The organism is Rahnella sp. PAMC25617 (genome assembly GCF_050606005.1).
GTDB classification, from domain to species: Bacteria; Pseudomonadota; Gammaproteobacteria; order Enterobacterales; family Enterobacteriaceae; genus Rahnella; species Rahnella variigena.
The window spans coordinates 13,682-39,255 of the sequence record NZ_JBOCUM010000014.1 but is presented as its reverse complement, the minus strand read 5'-3'; the positions used below and the strand labels follow the sequence as shown (position 1 = coordinate 39,255).

Here is a 25,574-nt window from a genome sequence, read left to right as displayed (position 1 = left end):
ATGACAAAACTGAACAGAATTTACCATACTGAAAGTTAGATCTCGGTCAAACTCTGACAAAAAAAGCCGTAAATTCGCCTGGCTGACGCTGCCAACGGCATTAAGCGCGTAGTATATTTTCATCAAATCAGTCCGATTTCCTCTTTTCAAAGAAATCGTTGAAACCTATGAGTGGCATGCTTATGAATACGTTGGAAAAAATCCAGACTCACCTTGACATTCTGAGCAAGTCAGAACGCAAAGTTGCTGAAGTTATCCTGGCATCGCCGCATGTTGCTATTCACTCCAGTATTGCCACCCTCGCCCGCATGGCCGACGTCAGTGAACCTACTGTAAACCGTTTTTGCCGTCGTCTCGACACAAAAGGGTTTCCGGATTTTAAACTGCATCTGGCACAAAGTCTGGCAAATGGTACACCTTATGTGAACCGTAACGTCGATGAAAGCGACAGCGTCAGCGCTTACACCAGTAAAATTTTCGAGTCCGCCATGGCCAGTCTCGACCAGGTGAAGAATACCCTGGATATCGCCGCCATCAATCGTGCCGTCGATTTACTCACACAGGCCAAGAAAATTTCCTTCTTTGGTCTGGGCGCTTCCGCCGCGGTCGCCCATGATGCCATGAACAAGTTTTTCCGCTTTAACATTCCCGTGGTTTACTTCGACGATATCGTCATGCAGCGGATGAGCTGTATGAACTCCAGCGAAGGCGACGTGGTGGTACTGATTTCGCACACCGGACGCACCAAAAATCTGGTCGAACTTGCCCAACTCGCCCGTGAAAACGATGCCACGGTGATTGCGATCACTTCTTTTAATACACCTCTGGCCCATGAAGCGACGCTGGCTTTGTTACTGGATGTTCCCGAAGATACCGACGTTTATATGCCGATGGTTTCGCGAATTGCCCAGCTCACGTTGATCGACGTGCTGGCAACCGGTTTTACTCTGCGCCGTGGCGCAAAATTCAGAGATAACCTGAAGCGGGTCAAAGAAGCGTTGAAAGAATCGCGCTTTGATAAAGGGACAGTCGTCCCCACCCTGCATGAATGAGCTTGCTCAACAGGCTAAGGCATAAATCATTCAACAAACGAATTAATAAAGCACCATTGATTTAATAGGGAGTCTGCCCGGAAATCTTCGCGCAACGTGCGCAAGACGAAAGCCAGACATAAGGCCAGCGGGTCACACAGGTGAAACTCTTTTGTATTACAATTACACCTCCGGCAAAGTGGACTCGTTGTTTTTTGCATTACCATGTTTCATCAGTTAACGGAGTTAGGCATGTCCAGAAGGCTCAGAAGAACGAAGATCGTTACCACCCTCGGTCCGGCAACTGACCGCGACAATAATCTTGAGAAGATCATTGCAGCGGGCGCAAACGTTGTACGTATGAATTTCTCTCACGGAACTGCTGAAGATCACATCCTTCGCGCTAACAAAGTGCGTGAAATCGCCGCCCGCCTTGGCCGCCATGTCGCCATTCTCGGTGACCTGCAAGGTCCTAAAATCCGCGTTTCTACCTTTAAAGAAGGCAAAGTCTTCCTCAATATTGGCGACAAATTCCTGCTCGATGCCAACATGAGCAAAGGTGAAGGCGATAAAGAAAAAGTCGGTATCGACTATAAAGGTCTGCCTGCTGACGTCGTACCGGGCGACATCCTGTTGCTCGATGACGGTCGCGTGCAGCTCAAAGTGCTCGAAGTTCAGGGCATGAAAGTGTTTACCGAAGTCACCGTTGGTGGCCCGTTGTCTAACAACAAAGGCATCAATAAACTGGGCGGTGGTCTTTCTGCTGAAGCCCTGACTGAAAAAGATAAAGCAGACATTATTACTGCGGCCAAAATGGACGTAGATTATCTGGCAGTTTCATTCCCGCGCACCGGCGAAGATCTTAACTACGCGCGCCGTCTGGCCCGTGATGCAGGCTGTAACGCACAGATCGTGTCTAAGGTTGAACGCGCTGAAGCCGTTGCCACCGACGCCGCAATGGACGACATCATTCTGGCTTCCGACGTGGTGATGGTCGCCCGTGGCGATCTGGGTGTGGAAATTGGTGACCCTGAACTGGTCGGTATCCAGAAGAAACTGATCCGCCGTGCCCGTCAGCTGAACCGTGCAGTGATCACTGCGACTCAGATGATGGAATCGATGATCACCAACCCGATGCCAACCCGTGCTGAAGTGATGGACGTGGCGAACGCCGTACTCGATGGCACCGATGCGGTCATGCTTTCAGCAGAAACCGCCGCAGGTCAGTATCCTTCAGAAACGGTTGCGGCAATGGCACGTGTTTGCCTGGGTGCTGAGAAAATCCCAAGCATTAACGTATCCAAACACCGTCTGGATGTGGAATTCGATAACATCGAAGAAGCCATTGCGATGTCAGCGATGTATGCGGCAAACCACCTGAAAGGAGTGACGGCGATCATTTCCATGACGGAATCGGGTCGTACTGCTCTGATGTTGTCCCGTATCAGTTCTGGCCTGCCAATCTTTGCCATGTCCCGTCATGAGCACACCCTGAATCTGACCGCCATTTACCGTGGCGTTACGCCGGTCTTCTTCGACAGCGTCAACGACGGCGTAGCGGCGGCTCAGGACGCGGTCAATCTGCTGCGCGATAAAGGTTATCTGTTGTCAGGTGATCTGGTGATTATCACGCAGGGCGACGTCATGAGCACCATCGGCACTACCAATACCAGCCGTGTGCTGCGTGTTGATTAAACTCAATATGTAATTAAATATGTATTAAGGGCCGATCATTATGATCGGCCTTTTTATTTCCCCTTCCACACACTTTTACCCCGAAACAATCCGGTTAATTCCCCGCCTTAATTTGATCATTATTTTGCCATCTTCCTGAAATAATTTTCCGCCGATCTTTTGCAAAAACTTCTAATAGCAGAATAGGCTTGTTTTTATTGTGTATTAATATAACTTTTTGTATCGACAAAGACTGTCCCTTAACCTGTAAAACGAATAATAAATACAGACTACTCCCATGTGAATACCTGTTTTATTGCACTCATCAGCTCAGTTATGTGATGAATATCACATAAAATAAGCTTAATCGCCCCTAATCACCAAATGTTCAATGCCGTAGTTGAATGATAATGATTTGCATTTATAATGATTCTCATTCGTTAAAACCTTGTATAAGTCCGTACTAAGGAAATCAAACAAGACGTAAACCCTGTTATTTGCGATAAGAAAACAGATAAAACCACACGCCTGACAGGCGTGGCCTTAAGCCCTGCCTGCTAATACACACGTTCACTGAAATCTCCTGACTTTACCGGGTGGCCTCCCCTTGCCCGTAGTAAAGGGAACGGAAAAACACAAAGGGTCCAAGATGAGCCAGATAAATAATTGGGAAATAATGCAGGACAGCACCAAAGACCTCATGATCACTCAGGCTAAAATAAGTGAAAATAAGGGTTATATATTCAATCAAAATAGCACGCCGGAATGGCAGGCCCAGATTGAACAAGGGATTGAATTAATTAAATCTCACATTAACCACACGGAAAAACCTTTTTCCGGTGTATCTCCCGCTGAATTAGCAGAACAATTTCGACATATTGATCTGACCAAACCCCTTGCAGGAACACGTCTGGCTCTGGAAGAACTGGATGATTTATATCTTCAGCACGCGGTTTATTTTCATCACCCGAAATACCTTGCACATCTGAACTGTCCGACCGTGGTTCCGTCCCAGCTGGCGGAGCTTTTTATCAGCGCGATTAACTCTTCCGTAGACACCTGGGACCAGAGCGCAGGTGGCACCTTAATCGAGCAAAAAGTCATCGACTGGACTCTCGCCCGTATAGGTTTTGGCGCACAGTCCGACGGCATTTTCACCAGCGGCGGTACGCAATCCAACCTGATGGCGATGCTGCTGGCGCGTGACAGTCACTGCAAACGTACCCGTCCGCAACACAGCATCAAATATCAGGGTCTGCCGCCGGAAGCTAACCGCTGGCGTATTTTCAGCTCTCAGGTCAGCCATTTCAGCATTCAGAAATCCGCTGCCCTGCTCGGCCTGGGTTATGACGCCGTGGTGCCGGTGGCTTGTGACAGTGCGTTCCGTATGGACATAAACGTGCTTAAAGCCGAAATCGAGCGCTGCCACGCAGAAGGGCTGATCCCGATCGCCGTGGTGGCGACTGCAGGCACCACCGACTTTGGCAGTATCGACCCGCTGAATGAAATTGCCGAAATCTGCCGCAAAGAAAAAATCTGGATGCACGCTGATGCCGCTTACGGTTGCGGGTTACTGGTGTCGCCTCAGCATCGTCAGCGCATTGAAGGTATTCATCTGGCGGATTCCGTCACCGTGGATTATCACAAATCCTTCTTCCAGCCGGTGAGTTGCAGCGCGTTTCTGGTTAACGATCACAGCCATCTGGAGCATGTTACTCACCACGCCGAATACCTGAATCCGTTGAGTGCAAAACTCGAAGGCACACCGAACCTCGTCAACAAAAGTATTCAGACCACCAAACGTTTTGATGCCCTCAAAATGTGGCTGACGCTACGCATCATGGGCCAGCAGGCGCTGGGTGAATCCTTTGATGTGCTGCTGGAACGCGCCACCGAAACCCATCAGATGATGGAACAGAACCCGAACATTGAAGTGCTGCATAAACCGGAGCTCAGCACGCTGGTGTTCCGTTTCGTGCCGCGTATGTCCATGAATCATGAGCAGATTGACGCGATTAATGCGGGTATCCGTAAAGCGATTTTCCGCGACGGCAGCGCCGTGATTGCCGGTACCAAAGTCCATGACCGTCAGTATCTGAAATTCACCTTGCTGAACCCGACCACCACCACGGAAGACGTTGCCGATGTGCTCAGTCTGATCACGCATTACGGCAAAGAACTGACTGCCACTGCGCTGAGCGCCGCCAAAAACCGGTAAAAGGAGCCGCACCATGAATATGAATTCAACCGAACAGATGTATGATTTTATCGCCGTGGGCATCGGCCCGTTCAACCTCGGCCTGGCCTGTCTGACTGAACCGGTGAAAGAGCTGAAAGGTCTTTTTTTAGATCAGAATGACAGCTTCGACTGGCACACTGGCATGATGCTGGAAAGTGCGCATTTGCAGACGCCGTTTATGGCCGACCTGGTCACGCTCGCCGATCCGACCAGCCCTTACAGCTTTCTGAATTACCTGAAATTGCAGGGAAAACTCTACTCATTCTACATCCGTGAAGATTTCTTCATGATGCGCAAAGAGTTTAACCAGTATTGCCAGTGGGCGTGCAGCCAGCTAAGCAGCCTGCAATTTTCCACGCGTGTGGAACTGGTGACCTGGGACGCAACGCAGGAATGCTATCTGGTTCAGACACGCTCGACCAAAAGTAACGAGAATCAGATTTACCGCACTAAACGGCTGGTGCTGGGTACTGGCCCGTCGCCGTGGATGCCCGCCTGCGCCCGTGATGCGGGCAACAACGTGCATCACTCTTCAGCCTATCTGCCGAACAAAGAACAGGTACAGAATTCCAAATCCATCACCGTCGTCGGCAGCGGTCAGAGCGCAGCGGAAATTTACTATGACCTGCTCTCTGATATCGATAAGCATGATTACCATCTGACATGGGTGACCCGCGCACCGCGTTTCTATCCGCTCGAATACAGCAAACTGACGCTGGAAATGACCTCACCGGAATACATCGACTATTTCCACGAATTACCGATGGCCAAACGCGATCAGCTCAACCGGGAACAGAAGTGCCTGTATAAAGGCATAAATATCAGTCTGATCAACGATATCTACGACCTGATGTACATCAAGCGCCTCGACGGCCCGCTGAACGTTGATTTGTACACCCATTCAGAACTGACATCGCTGACCCGCAACCACCATGGTGAACTGGAGATGAACCTGCTGCACCACGAGCAGCAGCAGGAATACCGGCACCGTACGGAGTCAGTGATCCTCGCCACCGGCTACGGCTATCAGCCGCCGCAGTTTGTCGAAGGCATTTACAACCGCATTCAGTGGGATGACGCCGGTCGTTACGCCGTCAACCGCAATTACAGTATTGATGCCCATAACCAGATTTTCGTACAAAACGCCGAGCTGCATACCCACGGTTTCGTTACACCGGATCTGGGCATGGCATGCTACCGCAACAGTACGATTATCCGCGAAATGCTGGGGCGCGAAGTGTATCCGGTGGAGAAATCCATCGCCTTCCAGACCTTTTGCACCCGCAACCTTGCCGGAAACTAACGGAGAATTTACCGATGACTGATGCTATTCCCAGTTCCGTATTTTCCTGCCAGCGTGCCGCAGGAAAACTGTCCTTTCGCCCTCTTGCGCTGGAAAAAGATGCCGCCATTTTGCATGGCTGGATGATTCAGCCCTACGCGCATTTCTGGGGGATGCAAAACAGTACCGTCGCCGAAGTGGATGCGTTTTACCGCGACCTGACAGCGGGAAACTCACTAGCCGCGCTGATGGGTGAAATCGACGGCCAGCCGCAGTTCCTGATTGAATGCTATCCGGTTCAGGACGATCCGCTGCGTGAACATTACGACGTTCAGCCCGGCGATATGGGCATGCATATCCTGCTTTCTCCCGCCGACAAACCTGTCACAGGTTTCAGCTGGCAGGTGTTTTCCGCAGTTATGGAATATCTGTTCAGCCAGCCGGACGTGAAACGCGTGGTGGTCGAGCCCGATGTGCGCAACGAGAAAATTCACAAGCTGAACAAGCGCGCCGGTTTCCGTTATCAGAAACAAGTTCAGCTGACACACAAAACGGCATGGCTGGCATTTTGCCAGCGTGAGGATTTTATTCAGGCCAGCCAGAAGGAAAAAAACAGTATGACGCCATCCACTATGCAAACAGGTCAGCATCTGCAACCTGAAATCTGGGCAAAAGCCAATGCCCTGCTGCTGCGCAAATGTCTGTCCGAACTCACGCACGAGCGCCTGCTCGCCCCGCAGGCATTGAAAACTACCGGCACCTGGACAGACTATCAGCTGGCAGTACCGGCCTCGGAAATCGAATACCGTTTCCGTGCGCGCCAGTTGCCGTTAAATGACTGGATGATTGATCTCGACAGCATTCAACGCCTGGATAATCTCAGCCCGCAGCCGCTGGATGCCGTGAAATTCATCATTGAATTCGCTGAAAAAATCGGCATTTCTCAAGCCATGCTGCCGACCTATCTGGAAGAAATCAGCAGTACGCTTTACAGCAGCGCCTACAAACTGGTGAACAACCATACAACGGCAAAACAGCTGTCAGAAGCCGATTTCCAGACCGTTGAAACCAGCATGACCGAAGGCCATCCGAGCTTCATCGCCAACAACGGTCGCATCGGTTTTGATGCCGGTGATTATGTGCGTTACGCGCCGGAAGCAGCCAATCCGCTGCAACTGGTCTGGGTGGCGGTTCACCATGACAAAGCACATTTCGCCAGTGTTGAAGGTTTGCCGTATGAAAAACTGATCGCCGAGGAACTGGGCGACGCGCAGATTTGTGCCTTCACGCAGAAGCTGGTCGATATGGGCGTGGATCCGAAAAATTACTATTTCATGCCGGTTCATCCGTGGCAGTGGCAGAATAAATTGCTGACCGTTTTCGCCCCGGATATTGCCCGTCAGTTCCTGATTTATCTCGGTGAAGGCAATGATGAATATCTGGCACAGCAGTCAATCCGCACCTTCTATAACGCCAGTCGTCCCAAAGCGCGATACGTCAAAACCGCCCTGTCGATTCTGAATATGGGCTTTATGCGCGGGCTGTCGCCGTATTACATGGCGACCACGCCGGGCATCAACGAATGGCTGGCGGAACTGGTGGAAAACGATTCCTATCTGCAATCCACCGGTTTCAGCATTTTGCAGGAAGTCGCTTCGATTGGTTATCACAATCACTACTTCGAAGAAGCGATAAAAGGTGACAGCGCGTACAAGAAAATGTTTGCCGCTTTGTGGCGTGAAAATCCGGTTGCGCAGTTAAAGCCGAATCAGCGACTGATGACCATGGCCGCGCTGCTTCACACCGACAAATATGGCGATGCGCTGATTGTCGAGATGATCAAATCCTCCGGTCTGGCGACCGGTGACTGGCTGAAACGCTATATGCACGCCTACCTCAGCCCGCTGCTGCACTGTTTCTATCAGTACGATCTGGTGTTCATGCCGCACGGCGAAAACTTGATCCTGCGTTTCGAAAACAATATTCCGGTGAATGCTTTCATGAAGGATATCGCCGAAGAAATTGCGGTAATGAATCCCGACGCTAACCTGCCGGAGAAAGCCAAACGTCTGGCCGTCGATGTGCCGGAAGACCTGAAAATTCTGTCGATCTTCACCGACGTCTTTGCCGGCGTATTCCGCTTCATCGCCCGTATTCTGGAAGAGAACGGCGATTATCCGGCCGGTCAGTTCTGGCAGGTGGTGGCGGAAGTGGTGCGCGATTACCAGATTCAGTATCCGGAACTGGCTGGGAAATTTGCGCGCTATGACATGTTTGGCGCCGAGTTCACGCACTCGTGCCTGAACCGTCTGCAACTGGCGAATAACCAGCAGATGATCAACCTGTCAGATCCGGCGCAAAATCTGAAATTCGCCGGTACGCTGGAAAACCCGATTGCGGCGTACGCTAACCGCTACTGAGCAACACTTTAAAGTGATGAAACCTTAAAGTGATGAAATTTTAATGCGATGAATAGTTGCGCGGCTTTTACAGGCCGCGCTTTTTTGATTTTGAGTACCGGAGAGTGAATGTTATGTCGTCCGTTTCTGAACCCGCCTCACGGCTGAATTCCCGCCAGTGGCTGTTCCCGCTGTCGCTGGTGCTGTTCGAGTTCGCCACCTATATCGCCCACGATATGATCCAGCCAGGCATGTTGCAGGTAATCAGTGATTTCAGCGCCAGCGCCGACTGGGTATCCACCTCACTGACCGCGTATCTGTGTGGCGGAATTCTGCTGCAATGGCTGCTGGGTCCGCTTTCCGACCGCCTCGGACGCAGGCCGGTATTACTCGCGGGCGTGGCCTTTTTCACCGTTACCTGCCTGCTGACCGTTTTCACCCAAAGCATCGGGCAGTTTATTCTGATGCGGTTTTTGCAAGGGATGAGCCTGTGTTTCATCGGTGCGGTTGGTTACGCCGCGATCCAGGAAGCGTTTAGCGAAACGCTCAGTGTCAAACTGATGGCACTGATGGCGAACATCACGCTGATCGCCCCGCTGCTCGGGCCACTGGCGGGTGCGGCGTTCATTCATTACGCACCGTGGAAAGCCATGTTTGCGCTGTTTTCCGTCATCTCCGCTCTGGCATTCTGGGGCTTGTGGCGCAGTATGCCGGAAACCGCTTCCGGTCGTGATGGCCGCTTTTCAATGCGCAGACTGCTGGCCGATTACCGTGAAGTGTTTTCCAATAAAGGCGTGGTGATGGGCTCACTCGCCATCGGATTGATCACCCTGCCGTTGCTGGCGTGGGTCGCACAGTCGCCTGTTTTGCTTATCCAGGACGCAGGTATGACGCCATTACAATATGGCTGGTTGCAGGTTCCGGTGTTCACCGGCCTGATTATTGGCAATATCACCCTGAGCAGAATCAGCGGCAGAGTGAATATCCGCACACCGGTCTGGCTCGGGATTGTGCCGATTGTTCTCGGTTTGTTGGTCAGTGCGTTCGCCGCATTGTTTATGGCACATGCCTGGTTCTGGATGGTTGCTGGGCTGAGTCTTTACGCGTTGGGTACCGGACTGGTGAATGCGGGTCTTTATCGTCTGACGCTGTTTTCCAGTCCGACAGGAAAAGGCACCGTGGCAGCGGCACTAGGGCTGATGACTATCGTGGTGTTTGCAGCCGGAATTGAAATCGCTAAACAGCTGTATTTTGCATTGGGTAACGGCATTTTTATGCTTGCAGGCCTTATCGCTGGCGTGGCTGGCATAATCCTGATTGCGGCATTTCTAAAGGACTCATCGAAAAAAGCATAAAAAAAGCTGAGGTGTGAGCCTCAGCTTATTTTTAAATCCAGACGGTCATTTCTTCGGATACAGCTCTTTACGCGAATACGGCTCAGGCTCACCCGGCTTGCGGGTTTTAAGCAGTTTGAGGATCCAGGTGTACTGTTCCGGATTCGGTCCAACCAGAATTTCCACTTCCTCATTCATGCGTCGCGCAATGTAGTTATCATCCGCAGTGGCCAGATCGTCCATCGGCGGTCGGACGTAAATATCCAGACGCTGTTCACGACCGTTATACACCGGGAATAACGGGACAATGGCGGCGCGGCAGACTTTCATCAGACGCCCTACTGCAGGCAATGTCGCCTTGTAGGTCGCGAAGAAATCCACGAACTCGCTGTGTTCCGCACCGTGATCCTGGTCCGGCAGATAATAGCCCCAGTACCCCTGACGCACGGAGCTGATGAACGGTTTAATGCCGTCATTACGTGCGTGCATACGACCACCAAAACGACGACGTACGGTGTTCCACAGATAATCGGTCAGCGGGTTTTTCTGGTTGTGGAACATCGCGGCCATCGGCTGGCCTTCAGCGGCCATCAGCATCGCAGGGATGTCCACAGCCCAGCCATGCGGCACCAGAAAAATCACATTCTGGCCTTTCGCCTTCATCTCATCGATAATTTCTTTGCCATGCCAGTGTACGCGCTGCATGACGTTTTCCGGATTACGTATTGCCAGTTCAGCCATCATCACCATCGCCTGCGGCGCGGTTGCAAACATTTCATCAATGATGTGTTCGCGTTCAGCTTCCGGCGTTTCAGGCAGGCAATACAACAGATTGATTTGAGCACGACGTCGGGCGCCTTTGGCAAACTTTCCTGCCAGACGCCCCAGACTGCCTAACACCGGATCACGGACTTTCGCGGGTAAACAGGCCATGGTTGCCATCGCACCGACGCCCAGCCAGACGCCCCAGTAACGCGGATGGTAGAAGGCTTTCTGAAATTGCGGAATAAATTCTGCGGAAGATCGTTTTTCTTTTTCTGGCTGCATGCTCAGGCTCTTATATCAAATTCTGGCTTAATGATAAGTGCCGTGAGTTATTTTGCAATAAATCACGGCAGCTAATCATTAAAACCTAAGCGGTCAGTCCAGCTTCAGTTGAGGAACAACCTGACGAACGGTGGCCAGATAAGTCGCACGGTCTTTACCGGTCAGCCCTTCGGTACGTGGCAATTTCGCTGTCAGCGGATTAACGGCCAGCTGGTTGATCCACATTTCAAAATGCAGATGCGGGCCGGTGGAACGACCAGTGTTGCCGGAAAGCGCGATGCGGTCACCGCGTTTAATTTTCTGACCTGGTTTCACCAGAATTTTGCGCAGGTGCATATAACGGGTCATGTACTGACGACCGTGGCGGATCGCCACATAGTTACCTGCCGCCCCGCCATTCTTGGCAACCACCACTTCACCGTCGCCGACAGCCAGAACCGGCGTGCCGACAGGTACCGCGAAATCAACGCCACGGTGCGGCGCAATACGGCCGGTAACCGGGTTCAGACGACGCGGATTAAAGTTGGAAGAAACGCGATATTGTTTACCGGTAGGGAAACGCAGGAAACCTTTAGCCAGCCCGCTGCCTGAACGGTCATAAAACTTACCGTCTTCCGCGCGAACTGCGTAATAATCTTTACCGCCAGTGCGCATACGCACGGCCTGCAATTCGCTTTGTTCGTTTTTGCCATCCAGCACTTCGTGGGACATCAGAACCGCAAAATCATCGCCTTTCTGTAACTTACGGAAATCGAGTTGCCATTGCAGCGCTTTGATAACGGCACTGACTTCACCGCTGCTCAGCCCTGCGGCTCTGGCGCTGGTGACAAAACTCCCGTTCAGCGAACCCTTAATCACCGTGTCTTTCCATTCCCCTTTCAGGGTTTCGAGAGAAGCTTTAAAGGTGCTGCCGGAACGGTCAAAGGTATAGGTTTCGCGGCGCGATTTTTCCCAGGTCAGACGCTGTAAATCCCCGGCATCATTCAGTGTCCAGGAAATCTGCTGACCGACTTTCAGATTACGCAAATCACGGTTGGCGTCAGACAGCGCGGCAATTTCTGACATATCAATGCCGTACTGATTCAGAATGCTGCTGAGGGTATCGCCGGTAGAAACAACGTATTCATGGACGCCCGCTTCATTGGCCGTTTTGTCGTCAAGATCATCCTGCGGGATGTCATCGTCGGCCGGTGGGGTCTGATCGATAGGTTCGCTGGCTTCGGGAAGCAAAGAACGTAATTGCTGATTATCGAGGGTGATATTTTTAACCAGCGGTCTGGTATCAGAAAGGTCGTTGTCCGGGTGGTAAGCTAACGGTTTCCATACGGCCACAGCCAGTGTGACGACGGTAAGAGACCCCAGCATAATGCGGTGGGGCCGTGGAAGGTTGCTATACGCCAGAGCGATAGATCGGGCTATCAGCTGCACTTAAATTCTGTCCTTTTAGCTTACTTCAGGCAGCTCAGGTACTGGTTCGCCAGCTGTGACAAAAAGTTCACATAGCTGTCCGCATCCAGTTCAATGCCGCTCCCCAGCGGATCCAATGTGCCCATACGCACTTTTGTTCCCTGGGCAACAGCCGTTATGACGGCCGGCCTGAATTGTGGCTCAGCAAAAATGCAGGTCGCTTTTTGCTCAACCAACTGTGTTCGAATGAGATGTAATCGCTGTGCGCCGGGTTGAATTTCAGGGTTGATCGTAAAGTGACCAAGTGGCGAGAGGCCGAAGTGTTTTTCAAAGTAGCCATAAGCGTCGTGAAAAACAAAATATCCCTTACCCTGCACAGGCTGCAGCATAGTACCAATATTTTTGTCAGTTTTTGTCAAGCCATCTTCAAAACGTGCCAAATTTGCATCTAATTGTTGCTTTTTCTGCGGAACCAGCTCCACAAGTTTGTCATGGATCACAATTGCGGCTTCACGGGCGATTTCCGGTGATAACCAGACATGCATATTGTACTCACCGTGATGGTGCTCATCCCCGTCATTTTCATGGGCATGATCGTGGTCATGCTCATCCTCACCGCCTTTCATCAGCAACGGTTTGACGGCCGGTAATGTCGCAATTTCTACCTGACGGTTTGGTGGTAACTGTGCGGCGGATTTGGTCATGAAGGCTTCCATTTCCGGCCCCACCCATACCACCAGATCGGCGCTGCGCAGGCGTGCAATATCGGAAGGACGCAGGGCAAAATCATGCGGTGATGCGCCGTCAGGCAGCAAGACCTCTGTCGGCATGACGCCGTCGGCAATCGCTGATGCAATGAATCCCAGCGGGCGTACGGAGGCTACAACGTCGGCCTGCGCGCTGAAAACCGCACCTGAAGTCAATATTGCGGCTGCCAGAAACATCCGTTTAACGCTTTTTTTCTGTATCATGCTGAGTGAACTCATCTTCGTGTGGGGGAAACTGGTTATTTTTCGCGAAACGCAATATTATAACATCCGATTTGTTCTGCAAGACCCTATGACATGCCCACATTAGCTACGCTCCAAAATATATCAGTGACTTTCGGTTCCCGACGCGTGCTGTCTAACATCTCGCTGAACCTGCAACCGGGGAAAATCCTGACCCTTCTCGGCCCGAATGGGGCGGGGAAATCCACATTAGTCCGTGTGGTACTTGGCCTGATTGCGCCCACAGAAGGCGTCATGACCCGCGAACCGGGCTTGCGTATCGGCTACGTTCCGCAAAAAATTCACCTTGATCCGACCATGCCGCTGACCGTCAGTCGCTTTATGCGTCTCAAACCTGGCGTGAAGAAAAGCGATATTCTGCCTGCGCTTAAACGCGTTCAGGCCGCGCATCTGCTGGACCAACCGATGCAAAAGTTATCCGGTGGCGAAAACCAGCGTGTCCTTTTAGCGCGGGCATTAATGAACAGCCCGCAGTTACTGGTACTGGATGAACCCACGCAAGGTGTTGACGTCAACGGACAACTGGCGCTTTACAATCTGATCGACAGCCTGCGCTGCGAGCTGGGTTGTGCGGTGCTGATGGTGTCGCATGATTTGCATCTGGTGATGGCGAAAACCGATGAAGTGCTGTGTCTGAATCAACATATCTGCTGTTCCGGTTCACCTGAAGTGGTGTCGACGCACCCAGAATTTATTGCGATGTTTGGCAACCGCGGTGCAGAGCAACTGGCAATTTACCGTCACAACCACAATCATCGTCATGATTTAAAGGGAAAGATAATTTTGCGTAATACCGGAGGTCGTGACGCATGATCGCGCTGTTATTACCGGGCTGGCTGGCCGGTGTTTTGCTGGCTATTGCTGCGGGACCGCTGGGTTCATTTGTGGTCTGGCGACGGATGTCATATTTCGGCGATACGCTGGCACACGCCTCACTGCTGGGCGTTGCGTTCGGTTTGCTGCTCAATATCAATCCTTTTTATACCGTTATCGCCGTCACCTTATTACTTGCCGTATTGCTGGTGGCGCTGGAGCGTAAACCGCATCTCGCCGTCGATACGCTGCTGGGGATTATGGCGCATAGCGCCCTGTCGCTCGGGCTGGTTGTGGTCAGCCTGATGTCGGGTGTGCGTGTCGATCTGATGGCGTATCTGTTCGGTGATTTGCTGTCTGTGACTTACAGCGACATCTGGATGATTGGCATCGGTGTAACGGTGGTCATCGCCGTGCTGTGCTGGCAATGGCGCGCCTTGCTGTCGATGACCATCAGCCCTGAACTGGCCCATGTAGATGGCGTGAATCTGCAGCGTTCCCGGGTTGTCCTGATGCTGGTGACCGCGCTGACGATTGGTCTGGCGATGAAATTCGTCGGTGCACTGATCATTACCTCTCTGCTGATTATCCCTGCGGCAACGGCACGCCGTTTTGCTAAAACGCCCGAACAGATGGCACTGGTGGCAGTTGCAATTGGCATTATTGCCGTTACCGGCGGCCTGACATTTTCGGCGTTTTACGATACACCGGCAGGCCCTTCTGTCGTGCTCTGTGCTGCGGCGCTGTTTATGCTCAGTCTCAGCAAAAAACAGATTGCCTGACCGCCACATCAGAAAGAAAAACGGACGCCCTGAGCGTCCGTTTTTCTATGCTTCATTTTCCTGCTCTTTTTCCCGCGCTTCCCGTTCTTCCCGTGCGGCCTCCTGTCTCGCTTTACGCCAGCTCAGCACCGGTGAAACGGTCAGCCCGTGAATGACTACGCTGGTCACAATGACGGTAAAGGCAATATTGGTCATATAATTGGCTTCTGCCCCGTGTAAACCGTGTGTCCAGGCATAAGCGATGTAATTCATACTGCCGATACCACGAATACCGAACCAGCCAATCATCAGCCGCCTTCCCTTCGGCACATGCACGCCAAGCGTGGTGATATATACCGCCAGCGGCCGGATCACGATAAACAGCAACGCAGCAATCAGCAGACCCATCGGTTCCCAGTGCTCAGCCAGCGTGATACCGAGCACCATGACGATCCCCGCCGCAAAGATACGTTCAATCGTATCGCCAAAAGAGAGTGCATCACCGACCATCAGCCCGATAGAATTGCGCGGCATTTCGGCCTGCATGGAGTGGCGCTGATGCGGATTGACCATCACTTCCGCCGGTGGCGGCCGCGAGCCTTCTTCCACATCGTCTGGCGGATGCAGGGAAACAACGCGCACTTCTGCGCTGCGAAGCCCGACACCGGCGGCAAAGGCGGCGAGAAAACCGGAAGCATCTAAACTCTGCGCAGCGGCGTAACTTAGCGCGATCAGCGACAGTGCCAGAAAATCACTGGGCGCGACCGTTCGCTGACGGCTGTGAAAACGCGTGGCACTCAGCCCGACCAGCTTGCCCATTGCATAACCAATCGCCAGCCCGCCCAATAATGCCCAGACAACATCACGCCACGCCCAGTGCCAGATGGCCTGCGAAGAGAGACCTTCATTCGCGGTAAACAGCATCAGCGCCAGCATCAGGATCGGCAGCGCGGAGCCATCATTCATGCCGGCTTCGCTGGAAAGCGCAACGCGTAAACCATCGTCATCATTAGCATCATTCACCGCAATCATGCTGGCGAGCACCGGATCCGTTGGCGCGATAATTGCACCCAGCGCCAGTGCCAGCGGCCAGGAAATACCGGTGATGTAATGCGCAATACCTGCGACACACAAAACGGTAAGGAGCATAGCCGGAAACGCCAGCAACACGCCTACGCGCCAGCTTTGCGCGCGAAAAGGTAACCTCAGCTTGAGCCCGGTAATAAACAGAGACGCCGCCATGGCGATTTCAGTGAAATGAGCGGTGAGCGTGGAATAGGCCACCAGATCGATATGCAGCAAATCCAGAACCCAGGGGCCACAGACAATTCCCGCCGCCAGATATAAACCAAAAGTCGTCACAGGGCCGCGGGAAATCCACCCCGACGCCAGTGACATGATCAATAGCAGCCCTCCGACTGCCGCTGTCCAACCTAAAAATCCCATGCGTATTCCATGCTAAATATCAATCTATTAAGCATAGTACATATGAGCAGATGAATGATTTTTCAGATAAATATCATCGGGCACAAATGGCGAGGCGCGACCGTGGCCGGTACGCTAAAATTGATTTTTATCCGTAAACAGACGAGAGACGACGTGATTAAATACAGCGTGCTTTACCCGAACATTAAAGGCGGAACCTTCGACCATGATTATTACCGCGATGTGCATTTACCGCTGATCAAACGCCGAATGGGCGAGTATTGCCATTCTTATGCCATCGACAAAATGCCCGAGGGCGCACCGGCAGAGACCCCATTCATTGCTGCCTGCCATATCTATTGCCTCTCAATGGAAGACTTCGAAAAAGGCATGAAAGATAATGCTGCAGATTTCGTCGCGGATGTGGCGAACTTTACGAATATCGAACCGGTGAAGATGATTTTCGACGTTGTTGTCTGAAGTTGATATCTGAATAAGTCACCCTGCTCTTCTGATAAAAAAGGCGGTTAACCCTAAAAGTTAACCGCCTTTTTTATCGCCCGTCAGCTGCGGCAAACATCCTGCCCGCTGCGTTATTTGTTCAATAGCTTTTTGATCGCCGGGCTGGGTTCACGTTTAATCGTATGCAAGAATTCCTGCACTCTGTCATTGACGGCATAGTCGGCAGTCACACCAAAATCCTGCACTATCGCCCACTTTTCAAATAATGCTTCATCACTGTTGCGCATGAACCAAAGCATTCTGACAGCAGAAACGGCCACTTGTGGGATTTGCGTCACCGTGCCGTTGATCCACTTATTTAACGTGCTGCGCGGCAGTCCCAACAGGATACACAACGCGGGCTGATCAATATCCAGCCTCCGGACATAGTCCAGGAACTCATTTGCGTTATCTGCCATTCACTTATCTCCCGTTTTTTTAACCCTGCATATTGTACAAGAATCTCATAGAGATTTCATCCCGTCGCTATTCGCTACGAAAATTCCTAGTTCCTTACAATGCAGACACTCAAATTTGTGTCCATTAGCGACAAATAAGCGCGCTAAGTGAAACAAATTCATGTAGCGCTATAAGTTTACGTTTCTTGACATAAGTCAAACGTTCGGTGAATGCGTGAAGCAAGTCACATTCACCGCATGTATGATTTTCGTGAAGAGACAGAAAGAGCGTTCTGATAATGCTTCTTATTTGTCGCTAACAGATACTTATTTTATGGCCGGAAAAAACAGATGAATTCTTCAAGCAGTCGTAACACTCAAATAATTTCAGTTTTCGCAGCAGGGCAAACCAGTACAACCGAACTTGCTAATATTTTCGGTGTTTCGGTCTCGACAATCCGGCGTGTATTAACGTCTGCTGCGCTGGCTGGCGTAATTATAGGTACGGCTGTTGCACCAAATACTGCAGAAGCCGCTTTATCAGGGGCTGATAAAGAAGCTGCAGATAACTATTTTTCAAACAATCCTGAAATTGCACACTTCAAACCAGAATTGGTCACAAGAGTTTATGAGTCTGATACGCTGCAACAGGCTAATGATGCTCTGAAAGGAAATAGCTACTACACCGGTTATGACAATGGAGACAGAGTTGTACAGATCCTGCCAATCAAACCGACTCAGGATGATGCTCAAAAACCACAAAACTCACTCGCACCCATTGTCCCGATTGAGCCAGTTGTCACTCCCCCAGACGCACAATCCACCCATACTGCTAGTAAGCTGGTTGATGAACCACCTGTTCTAAATGCACCAGCTAAAACAACATCACTTGCAGAAAAATTAGCTTCTCGGTCAGGGTACGACCAGTTACAGGACGTCAAGATCAACAGCATCAAAACAGCACAAACAACTCGTGATGATGGTCAGGATCTAAAAATCGAACAGGCGAGTTCAGCAGCGGCCTTTGCTCTAGGTCGTGCTGATGCGGCGCATAAAAACGCGATGGACAATGAAGCGGTATTAGACGCAAAGATTGACCAGAATAAAAATGACCAGAAAGGCATCGACGACAAGCAGGATAACGATATCAAAGCCGCAACAATGGGTGTTAATTACGCCCGCCAGCAGATTGATAAAGAAACTTCCGCACGTCTGGAGAGCGATAATAACCTGCAAGCTCAGATCGATGGCGCTGCAATGCAGCAGGCCAATAGAGATCGTACTGCTCAACAACATGTTTCTCTGGTAGCTGCTGTAGATGGCGCTACTGGCCAAACAGGTCCCGTAGGTGCAGATGGAGCGAAAGGTGCTGACGGCAAAGATGGAACAGCAGGCCGCGATGGCGTCGATGGCAAAGATGGCGCTAAAGGCGATACCGGCGCTGCGGGTCAAAATGGCAGAGACCTCACTCAAGATCACTATTCACGCATGAATGCTGCCGCCGCCTTAGCTGCTTCTCACGTTGAACAAGACGAAATCGATCAAAATAAATCTGCTTTAAGTGATGTAAAGGGTACGGCTGAACAAGCTGCTAACGATTCAAAAACAGCACAAGACACAGCGGAAGGTGCGGCTAAGCAGTTACAGATGGTTCAGAGTGATAAATACCAGCGTATGGTGCAGGCCAAGACCCAGGCTGAGATCGATGCATCGGCTCATGCCACACAACAGAAAGTTGCTCAACAGCAGCAAGCCGCAGAGAATAAGACTGTAATGGCCGCTAAGCAGCAAAAAATCGAGAGCGTGTATTACGGGGAGCAGATCCAAACCCTGGCACAAACACAGCAGGAACAGCAAGGCGAAATCCTGGCTGAATCTCACAGCCGCGCGGTGGCAGATGCACAAACCCTGGGGCAGGCAAATGACTATACCAACAAGAAATTCAACGACCTGAAATCTGAGGTTGATGGCAATAAGAAAGAAGCCGCCGCAGGTTCTGCTTCTGCCATGGCACAGGCCAACATTCCTCAGGTGCAGGAATCTCAGCAATTCGCGGTCGGTGCCGGTGTCGGTGGTTATGATTCACAAAACGCCCTGTCCGTGGGCGCTTCATTCCATGCCAGCAGATCCACCATTGTCAAAATGTCAGTCTCCGACGATACGCAAAGTAACTTCGGTTACGGCGCTGGCGTGAGTGTTGGCTGGTAAAAATTCAGGGGGGACTCGTCCCCCATCTTTCCAATACGGGTAAATCAAAATGAAAAAACTTTTAGTCATTGCTGCGCTGACCGTCCTTGCAGGCTGCTCCACTCAGGCGTCCAGAATGGCGGACTGTCAGTCACAAGGCATATCAAAAGATACGTGTTACATGGCAGAACAAAATCGCCAGACGGCCATTCAGAGCGCAGCGTTAAAGCAATCAATGGAAAATGCAGCCGCGCAATATGCACAGACTGCAAAAAAGATTGTGCACGCACGTATTAAAGGCATCGATGTCAAAATCTTTCCCGCTGACAAGCAGGGATATATCGAAGGGACTGCAGCATACCTTGATGAAGATAACGCGGATGCTCAGGTCTATCGCAAAGGTGTTTTCACAGCGATTTATTACAAGCGCACCCATAAGCTGGTTTTAATGCGTGATGGGCAAATTTACGGAAGGATGCCGATATGAAAAAACGCCACACCGATCAGTTCAAACATCTGCCGCCAGAGCAGCAATTTACCTGTCTGAAAATGCTTCAGCGCGTTGAAGAAACCCCGCTGGATCACGGCATTACTGGCGTGGCCGTATCGGTCATGATGAAAGACGGTCATACCGCCACACTCAGTAAATTCATCGCGCAACCCGATGAAGTCTCAATTCTGGTCAGTTGGGAAAAAGAAAGAGAATAATGCACTCTGACTACGTTTTATATCTCCCCCCTTCTCTCCCGCCAGTCCCGCACTTCTGTTCTAGTATATAGAGGTGCGAAACCCACCTTCTCTGCACCTTTGCCCTAATTAATTGATGAGCCTGTTCAAAAATTTGCGTTTGTAACTCACGTCTGATGCGCGGACGATGAACACTCTTGCTCATGACAACCGCCGTGCAGGCGCAGGAGTCAATGTGGGATTTTTAAGCGAATTTTTCGCCCGTATTACCGGCTCTAAACCAGCGCGTGATATGGAAAAAACATCACCTCAACAGGAGTTAAAAATGGCAAAAGTACTGGTTCTCTATCATTCCATGTATGGTCATATTGAAACGATGGCGCAGAGCGTTGCAGAAGGCGCACGTAGCGTTCCCGGGGTTGAAGTCACGATAAAACGCGTCCCAGAAACGATGCCTGAAGAAGCCTTTAAGGCTGCCGGTGGCAAAACTGGTCAGACGGCAGAAGTCGCATCTCCCGCAGAACTTGGCGATTACGATGCCATTATTTTCGGTACACCTACCCGCTTTGGTAACATGACCGGCCAGATGCGTACTTTCCTCGACCAGACCGGCGGCCTGTGGGCCAAAGGCGCACTGGCCGGTAAAGTCGCCAGCGTATTCAGCTCCACCGGTACCGGCGGCGGTCAGGAAATGACTATCACCTCCACCTGGACCACCCTCGCCCATCACGGCATGATCATTGTTCCCATCGGTTACACCACGCCTGAATTGTTTGATATTTCACAGGTTCGCGGCGGTACGCCTTATGGCGCCACCACTATCGCCGGTGGCGATGGCTCACGTCAGCCAAGCGCAGAAGAGCTGCGCATTGCCGTGCATCAGGGCAAACACGTGGCGACCATCGTCAGTAAGCTGGTCAGCTAGATAACCGCGTAAAATAAGGCGCAGAATTCTGCGCCTTAAATTCCCATGACCAGTAAGTCCAGCGCTGCAACAACATCCGCCCGATGAATATCTGCATTTAACACCGGTTCATGACGTAATTGCGTCGCACTTACGCTGGTCAGGAGATTAGTCATAAGCACGTATTGATGATTTTGGATCCTGATAAGGGGATGAAGATGCCTGATGGGTTTCAGGTTGCTAAGTGCAGTTAGCGGCACAACGATCCGCTCATTAAGTCTTTCAAATAAGGGATTCTGAATATCCATAAAATAGGGATAAAGATTTTTACCTTCTCCCTGATTTTCGTACACATCAAATTGCGCCATTACAACACTCCACGTCCCTGAGAGAAGAGTCCTGCCTTTTCAGTAAAGGCATTGCAGGAATCCATTGCTTGCTGATTTTCCTCTAAGAAAAGTTTCCTTTGCTTCTCTTTCACCGCTTCTCCTAACGCTTTATCAAACGTTGCTGAAAGATTAATGCCGAACACTTTGGCCTGTTCTAGTAAATCGGCACTCAGCGTGACATTCGTTCGTTTTTTATTTCCCGTTACTGATGACATAACACCCTCCTCATACACACCTGAGATGCGCATTAGCGTGTCACACAATGAAGTCATAAACTATTAAATCCTTTTCTACGACCAAAAAAAACGGCCCTTGCGGACCGTTTTGTCTCTGGCGGAGATTACGCCGGTATTGCTTATTTGCCACGCGACGCAATAATGTTTTCAGCAACATTGCGCGGTGCCTCGGCATAGTGATTGAACTCCATGCTGTAGGTTGCACGACCTTGCGACATCGACCGCAAAACGGTGGAGTAGCCGAACATTTCGGAAAGCGGCACTTCGGCTTTAATAATTTTACCGCCGCCGCCCGCGATCTCTTCCATGCCCTGCACTGTACCGCGACGCGAGGACAAATCGCCCATCACGCCACCGGCGTACTCCTCCGGCGTTTCCACTTCGACTTTCATCATCGGCTCGAGGATCACCGGATCCGCACGTTTAGCCGCTTCTTTGAAACCAAAGATTGCCGCCATTTTGAACGCCATTTCCGAGGAGTCGACCTCGTGGTATGACCCGAAGGTCAGTGTCACTTTCACATCGACCACCGGATAACCGGCCAGAATGCCGTTGTTCAGCGCCTCCGTGACCCCTTTCTCTACCGCCGGGATATAGTCGCGCGGCACTACGCCACCTTTTGTAGCATCGACAAACTCAAAGCCAGTGCCTGCCGGCAACGGTTCGAGCATGAAGACCACGTGGCCGTACTGCCCTTTACCGCCGGACTGACGTACAAATTTCCCCTCCACATCTTTCACCGTTTTGCGCACCGTTTCGCGGTACGTTACCTGCGGCTTACCGATGTTGGCTTCCACGCCGAACTCACGTTTCATGCGGTCGACAATGATTTCCAGATGCAATTCGCCCATCCCGGAAATAATCGTCTGGCCGGATTCCTCGTCGGTGCGGATGCGGAATGACGGATCCTCTGATGCCAGCCGCGACAACGCGATCCCCATTTTTTCCTGGTCGGCTTTAGTCTTCGGTTCGATAGCCTGCGAAATCACCGGATCCGGGAACTCCATGCGCACCAGCGTAATGATGTCGGTCGGATCGCACAGCGTTTCACCGGTCGTCACATCTTTCAGCCCGACACAGGCGGCGATATCACCGGCACGGATTTCATCAATCTCGATACGGTCATTCGCGTGCATTTGCACAATACGCCCGATACGCTCTTTCTTACCGCGCACCGGGTTATACACGCTGTCGCCTTTTTTCAGCACGCCGGAATAAACACGGACAAACGTCAGCTGGCCGACATAAGGGTCAGTCATCAGTTTGAACGCCAGCGCCGAAAACTTCTCGTTGTCATCGGAATGACGGAACACTTCGTTAGCGTCTTCGTCAGTGCCCGCTACCGGTGGAATATCCAGCGGAGACGGCATCAGTTCGATCACGGCGTCGAGCATGCGCTGTACGCCTTTATTCTTGAACGCACTGCCACACAGCATCGGCTGGATTTCACCGGCGATGGTGCGCAGACGCAGACCTTCGGTAATTTCATCCTCGGTCAGCGTGCCTTCTTCGAGATATTTATCCATCAGCGCGTCGTTGGCTTCAGCAGCGGCCGACACCATTTTTTCTCGCCATTCTTCCGCCAGCGCCTGAAGTTCTGCCGGGATCGCTTCATAGGTAAAGGTCATCCCTTGTGTCGCGTCGTCCCACAAAATGGCGCGCATTTTGCGCAAATCCACCACACCGGTGAAATGCTCTTCTTTACCGATCGGAATAACAATCGGCACCGGATTGGCTTTCAGGCGATCGACCATCATCTGGCGGACACGGAAGAAATCTGCGCCCTGACGGTCCATTTTGTTAACGAAAGCCAGACGCGGCACTTTGTATTTATTGGCCTGACGCCAGACGGTTTCAGACTGTGGCTGCACACCGCCGACGGCGTCGTACACCATTACCGCACCGTCGAGTACGCGCATGGAACGTTCCACTTCAATGGTGAAATCCACGTGCCCCGGAGTGTCGATAATGTTAATGCGATGCTCATCGAACGAGTGATCCATCCCGCGCCAGAAACAGGTCACGGCGGCTGACGTAATGGTAATGCCGCGCTCCTGTTCCTGAGCCATCCAGTCTGTGGTCGCACCGCCGTCATGCACTTCTCCCAGCTTATGATTCATGCCGGTATAGAAAAGAATACGCTCGGTGGTGGTGGTTTTACCTGCGTCGATGTGTGCTGAGATACCGATATTGCGGTAGCGCTCGATTGGCGTTTTGCGAGCCATATAACGTCCTTACTGGTTGATGGCTAAGTTGGCGGAGAGTGGTTATCACGTCCCGTCACAAAGTAATGAGTACTAAACTTCTTAATGCGGAGAGTATACTACAATTGTACGTGTATATTCGTACAATAATTTTATTCTATCGATGAAATTGGTGAGAGGCCATCGCGTTGTACAGCAGCAGAGGGATAGGCTATATTGCGCGGCCGTTGATTTTTGTACTTTAAGAGGATAGTCCGATGATAGCCAACCACCCTGAGCGCGGGCAGATCCGCCTCGAAAATGTTCTGACTGCGCTGGGCAATCCGCTACGTCTGGCCGTGGTGCGCACGCTGGCAAAAGGCGGCGAGCATCCTTGCGGAACCTTATTGCAGGGACTGTCGAAATCGACACTGACTCACCACTGGCGCGTATTGCGGGACAGCGGCGTGATCTGGCAGCGCCCGGATGGCCGCGCCAATTTGCTTTCACTGCGCCGCGAAGATCTGGACGCCCGCTTCCCCGGCCTGCTCGATTCGCTGCTCAGCGCCATCGAATCTGACGGCATTACGCTGGAATCCACCCAGAAACATATTTCTGAGCAACATCTTTAATGTGCAGAGAATTACTGCACCGTTAATTGCGATTTCACCAGCGCACAAAACGTATTGATTATAGCCGATGAATGGCTGTCCTCCCGCCGCGCGAGATACAGCGGCGCACTGAGTTGCGTGGCGGCATCCAGTGGCAGGAACACCACGCCATCGCCGCCGAGGCGGGTCATAGACTCCGGCACAATAGAAATCCCCAGCCCCGCGCCGACCAGACTCAGGCAGGATGTTAACCGCGGCGCTTCCTGCACGATGTGCGGGCTAAAACCGGCGCGGACATACGCTGCCAGTATGGCGTCATACAATCCCTGCCCGGCACGACGACGGTACAACACAAAAGGTTCGTTGCTCAGTTCTTCGAGTTTGAGAGGCCTGGCGGAAGTCCGCGATGCCAGTTTGTGTCCGGCCGGAACCGCCACCCACATCGGTTCTTCCAGCACTTTTTCCATTTCTAATTCGGGCATATCTTTGACCCGCATACGCACAAATGCGACATCCAGCTCGCCCGCCACCACAGACGCCAGTAACTCACCGCTGCCGCTTTCCTCCAGCTGCGTGCTGACCGCCGGATAAATCTCCCGGTAGCGGCGCAACAGCGCGGGCACAAAGGTATGCAGCGCGGCTGAGCTGGTGAAACCGATACGCACGCGCCCTTGTTCTCCCTGTGCGGCACGATGCATCGCGGCGCTGAGCTGAGCGGCCCGTGCCAGTACCGCGCGGGCTTCCTGCAATAAGACCTCGCCCGCTTCGGTCGGGATCACCCCGCGCGGCAAACGTTGTAACAAAGGCACGCCAAATTCCTGTTCCAGCCCCTGTAGCAGGCGTGTCAGCGGCGGTTGCTGGATAAACAGCAGTTCTGCGGCGCGGGTAATGCTGCCCGCTTCCACCACGGTGACGAACGCATTCAGACGTTTTAACTCAATCATATCCATACCCTCAGGGTATCTTTTGTCATTATTAAAGGCATTAGACATCATGGCACATCCACGCGCATGATCCTTAACAGAATTTACGCCTCTGGCGGCTTTGAATTACATT

The 25,574-nt window shown here is 51.8% G+C and carries 23 protein-coding genes; 14 read left to right on the top strand and 9 right to left on the bottom strand.

Going from position 1 to position 25,574, the window contains the following annotated elements:
• The first annotated feature begins 182 nt into the window (after nt 1–182).
• The 6 genes from ACM615_RS17455 to ACM615_RS17430 all read left to right on the top strand — a co-directional run bounded on the left by ACM615_RS17455 (nt 183) and on the right by ACM615_RS17430 (nt 9,980).
• Complete coding sequence (locus tag ACM615_RS17455) at nt 183–1,052, top strand: MurR/RpiR family transcriptional regulator (RefSeq protein WP_112290018.1); 870 nt, start codon at nt 183–185, stop codon at nt 1,050–1,052.
• 231 nt (nt 1,053–1,283) lie between these two features.
• Nucleotides 1,284–2,726 (top strand): pyruvate kinase, encoded by a 1,443-nt coding sequence (pyk, locus tag ACM615_RS17450; RefSeq protein ID WP_112290017.1) that lies wholly within the window; start codon nt 1,284–1,286, stop codon nt 2,724–2,726.
• Nucleotides 2,727–3,354: 628 nt separating this feature from the next.
• Nucleotides 3,355–4,923: a pyridoxal phosphate-dependent decarboxylase family protein gene (locus tag ACM615_RS17445; RefSeq protein ID WP_129638780.1), complete on the top strand. Its 1,569-nt coding sequence runs from the start codon at nt 3,355–3,357 to the stop codon at nt 4,921–4,923.
• Between the two features lie 19 nt (nt 4,924–4,942).
• Entirely contained in the window at nt 4,943–6,247 is a 1,305-nt protein-coding gene (locus tag ACM615_RS17440) for a lysine N(6)-hydroxylase/L-ornithine N(5)-oxygenase family protein (protein WP_181955554.1), read from the top strand.
• A gap of 14 nt (nt 6,248–6,261) precedes the next feature.
• Nucleotides 6,262–8,646, top strand: a complete 2,385-nt coding sequence (locus tag ACM615_RS17435; protein ID WP_129638778.1) for a GNAT family N-acetyltransferase — start codon at nt 6,262–6,264, stop codon at nt 8,644–8,646.
• Nucleotides 8,647–8,759: 113 nt separating this feature from the next.
• Entirely contained in the window at nt 8,760–9,980 is a 1,221-nt protein-coding gene (locus ACM615_RS17430) for an MFS transporter (RefSeq protein WP_129638777.1), read from the top strand.
• A 45-nt stretch (nt 9,981–10,025) separates the two neighbouring features.
• On the opposite strand, the gene lpxM is transcribed toward ACM615_RS17430, so the two are convergent.
• The 3 genes from lpxM to znuA form a co-directional block, all read right to left on the bottom strand.
• Nucleotides 10,026–11,006: a lauroyl-Kdo(2)-lipid IV(A) myristoyltransferase gene (gene lpxM / locus ACM615_RS17425; RefSeq protein ID WP_129638776.1), complete on the bottom strand. Its 981-nt coding sequence runs from the start codon at nt 11,004–11,006 to the stop codon at nt 10,026–10,028.
• Nucleotides 11,007–11,099: 93 nt separating this feature from the next.
• Nucleotides 11,100–12,434 (bottom strand): murein DD-endopeptidase MepM, encoded by a 1,335-nt coding sequence (mepM, locus tag ACM615_RS17420; RefSeq protein ID WP_120162829.1) that lies wholly within the window; start codon nt 12,432–12,434, stop codon nt 11,100–11,102.
• Nucleotides 12,435–12,454: 20 nt separating this feature from the next.
• Nucleotides 12,455–13,384 carry a zinc ABC transporter substrate-binding protein ZnuA gene (znuA, locus tag ACM615_RS17415; RefSeq protein WP_120162889.1) on the bottom strand — a complete coding sequence of 310 codons (930 nt, stop codon included), beginning with the start codon at nt 13,382–13,384 and terminating at the stop codon, nt 12,455–12,457.
• Nucleotides 13,385–13,477: 93 nt separating this feature from the next.
• Between znuA and znuC the strand changes: the two genes are divergently transcribed.
• Together znuC and znuB are read left to right on the top strand one after the other, a co-directional pair.
• Nucleotides 13,478–14,236 (top strand): zinc ABC transporter ATP-binding protein ZnuC, encoded by a 759-nt coding sequence (gene znuC / locus ACM615_RS17410; protein WP_129638775.1) that lies wholly within the window; start codon nt 13,478–13,480, stop codon nt 14,234–14,236.
• Nucleotides 14,233–15,018, top strand: coding sequence for a zinc ABC transporter permease subunit ZnuB (gene znuB / locus ACM615_RS17405; RefSeq protein WP_129638774.1), 786 nt, complete (start codon nt 14,233–14,235; stop codon nt 15,016–15,018). The genes znuC and znuB overlap by 4 nt, the downstream gene beginning before the upstream one ends.
• Nucleotides 15,019–15,063: 45 nt before the next feature.
• Here znuB and ACM615_RS17400 read toward each other — a convergent pair whose 3' ends face one another.
• A complete protein-coding gene (locus ACM615_RS17400) occupies nt 15,064–16,443 on the bottom strand; it encodes a cation:proton antiporter (protein WP_129638773.1) in 1,380 nt (459 codons plus the stop codon).
• Nucleotides 16,444–16,497: 54 nt separating this feature from the next.
• Here ACM615_RS17400 and ACM615_RS17395 point away from each other — a divergent pair, with 54 nt between their 5' ends.
• Nucleotides 16,498–16,902, top strand: a complete 405-nt coding sequence (locus tag ACM615_RS17395) for an EthD family reductase (RefSeq protein ID WP_232829943.1) — start codon at nt 16,498–16,500, stop codon at nt 16,900–16,902.
• 113 nt (nt 16,903–17,015) lie between these two features.
• Here ACM615_RS17395 and ACM615_RS17390 read toward each other — a convergent pair whose 3' ends face one another.
• On the bottom strand, nt 17,016–17,342 hold the full coding sequence (locus ACM615_RS17390) for a hypothetical protein (RefSeq protein ID WP_129638772.1): 327 nt from the start codon (nt 17,340–17,342) through the stop codon (nt 17,016–17,018).
• Nucleotides 17,343–17,672: 330 nt separating this feature from the next.
• Between ACM615_RS17390 and ACM615_RS17385 the strand changes: the two genes are divergently transcribed.
• The 4 genes from ACM615_RS17385 (at nt 17,673) to wrbA (ending at nt 21,120) form a co-directional block, all read left to right on the top strand.
• On the top strand, nt 17,673–19,529 hold the full coding sequence (locus ACM615_RS17385; RefSeq protein ID WP_431012238.1) for a YadA-like family protein: 1,857 nt from the start codon (nt 17,673–17,675) through the stop codon (nt 19,527–19,529).
• Between the two features lie 49 nt (nt 19,530–19,578).
• Nucleotides 19,579–19,995 (top strand): hypothetical protein, encoded by a 417-nt coding sequence (locus tag ACM615_RS17380; RefSeq protein WP_431012237.1) that lies wholly within the window; start codon nt 19,579–19,581, stop codon nt 19,993–19,995.
• Nucleotides 19,992–20,216, top strand: a complete 225-nt coding sequence (locus ACM615_RS17375) for a hypothetical protein (RefSeq protein WP_120162824.1) — start codon at nt 19,992–19,994, stop codon at nt 20,214–20,216. Before ACM615_RS17380 ends, ACM615_RS17375 begins: the two co-directional genes overlap by 4 nt.
• Before the next feature lie 304 nt (nt 20,217–20,520).
• Nucleotides 20,521–21,120 carry an NAD(P)H:quinone oxidoreductase gene (wrbA, locus tag ACM615_RS17370; RefSeq protein WP_015689874.1) on the top strand — a complete coding sequence of 200 codons (600 nt, stop codon included), beginning with the start codon at nt 20,521–20,523 and terminating at the stop codon, nt 21,118–21,120.
• Between the two features lie 35 nt (nt 21,121–21,155).
• Here the strand turns inward: wrbA and ACM615_RS17365 are convergent, their stop codons facing one another.
• The 3 genes from ACM615_RS17365 to fusA all read right to left on the bottom strand — a co-directional run bounded on the left by ACM615_RS17365 (nt 21,156) and on the right by fusA (nt 23,949).
• On the bottom strand, nt 21,156–21,467 hold the full coding sequence (locus tag ACM615_RS17365; RefSeq protein WP_095921782.1) for a CcdB family protein: 312 nt from the start codon (nt 21,465–21,467) through the stop codon (nt 21,156–21,158).
• The gene (locus ACM615_RS17360) at nt 21,467–21,703 is read right to left on the bottom strand and encodes a type II toxin-antitoxin system CcdA family antitoxin (RefSeq protein WP_095921781.1); all 237 of its coding nucleotides are present in this window, start codon (nt 21,701–21,703) and stop codon (nt 21,467–21,469) included. Before ACM615_RS17360 ends, ACM615_RS17365 begins: the two co-directional genes overlap by 1 nt.
• 140 nt (nt 21,704–21,843) lie before the next feature.
• Nucleotides 21,844–23,949, bottom strand: a complete 2,106-nt coding sequence (gene fusA / locus ACM615_RS17355; RefSeq protein WP_431012236.1) for an elongation factor G — start codon at nt 23,947–23,949, stop codon at nt 21,844–21,846.
• A 236-nt stretch (nt 23,950–24,185) separates the two neighbouring features.
• Between fusA and ACM615_RS17350 the strand changes: the two genes are divergently transcribed.
• Nucleotides 24,186–24,539 carry an ArsR/SmtB family transcription factor gene (locus ACM615_RS17350; RefSeq protein ID WP_112289990.1) on the top strand — a complete coding sequence of 118 codons (354 nt, stop codon included), beginning with the start codon at nt 24,186–24,188 and terminating at the stop codon, nt 24,537–24,539.
• An 11-nt stretch (nt 24,540–24,550) separates the two neighbouring features.
• On the opposite strand, the gene ACM615_RS17345 is transcribed toward ACM615_RS17350, so the two are convergent.
• Nucleotides 24,551–25,468, bottom strand: a complete 918-nt coding sequence (locus ACM615_RS17345; RefSeq protein ID WP_181955545.1) for a LysR family transcriptional regulator — start codon at nt 25,466–25,468, stop codon at nt 24,551–24,553.
• Nucleotides 25,469–25,574 lie beyond the last annotated feature (106 nt).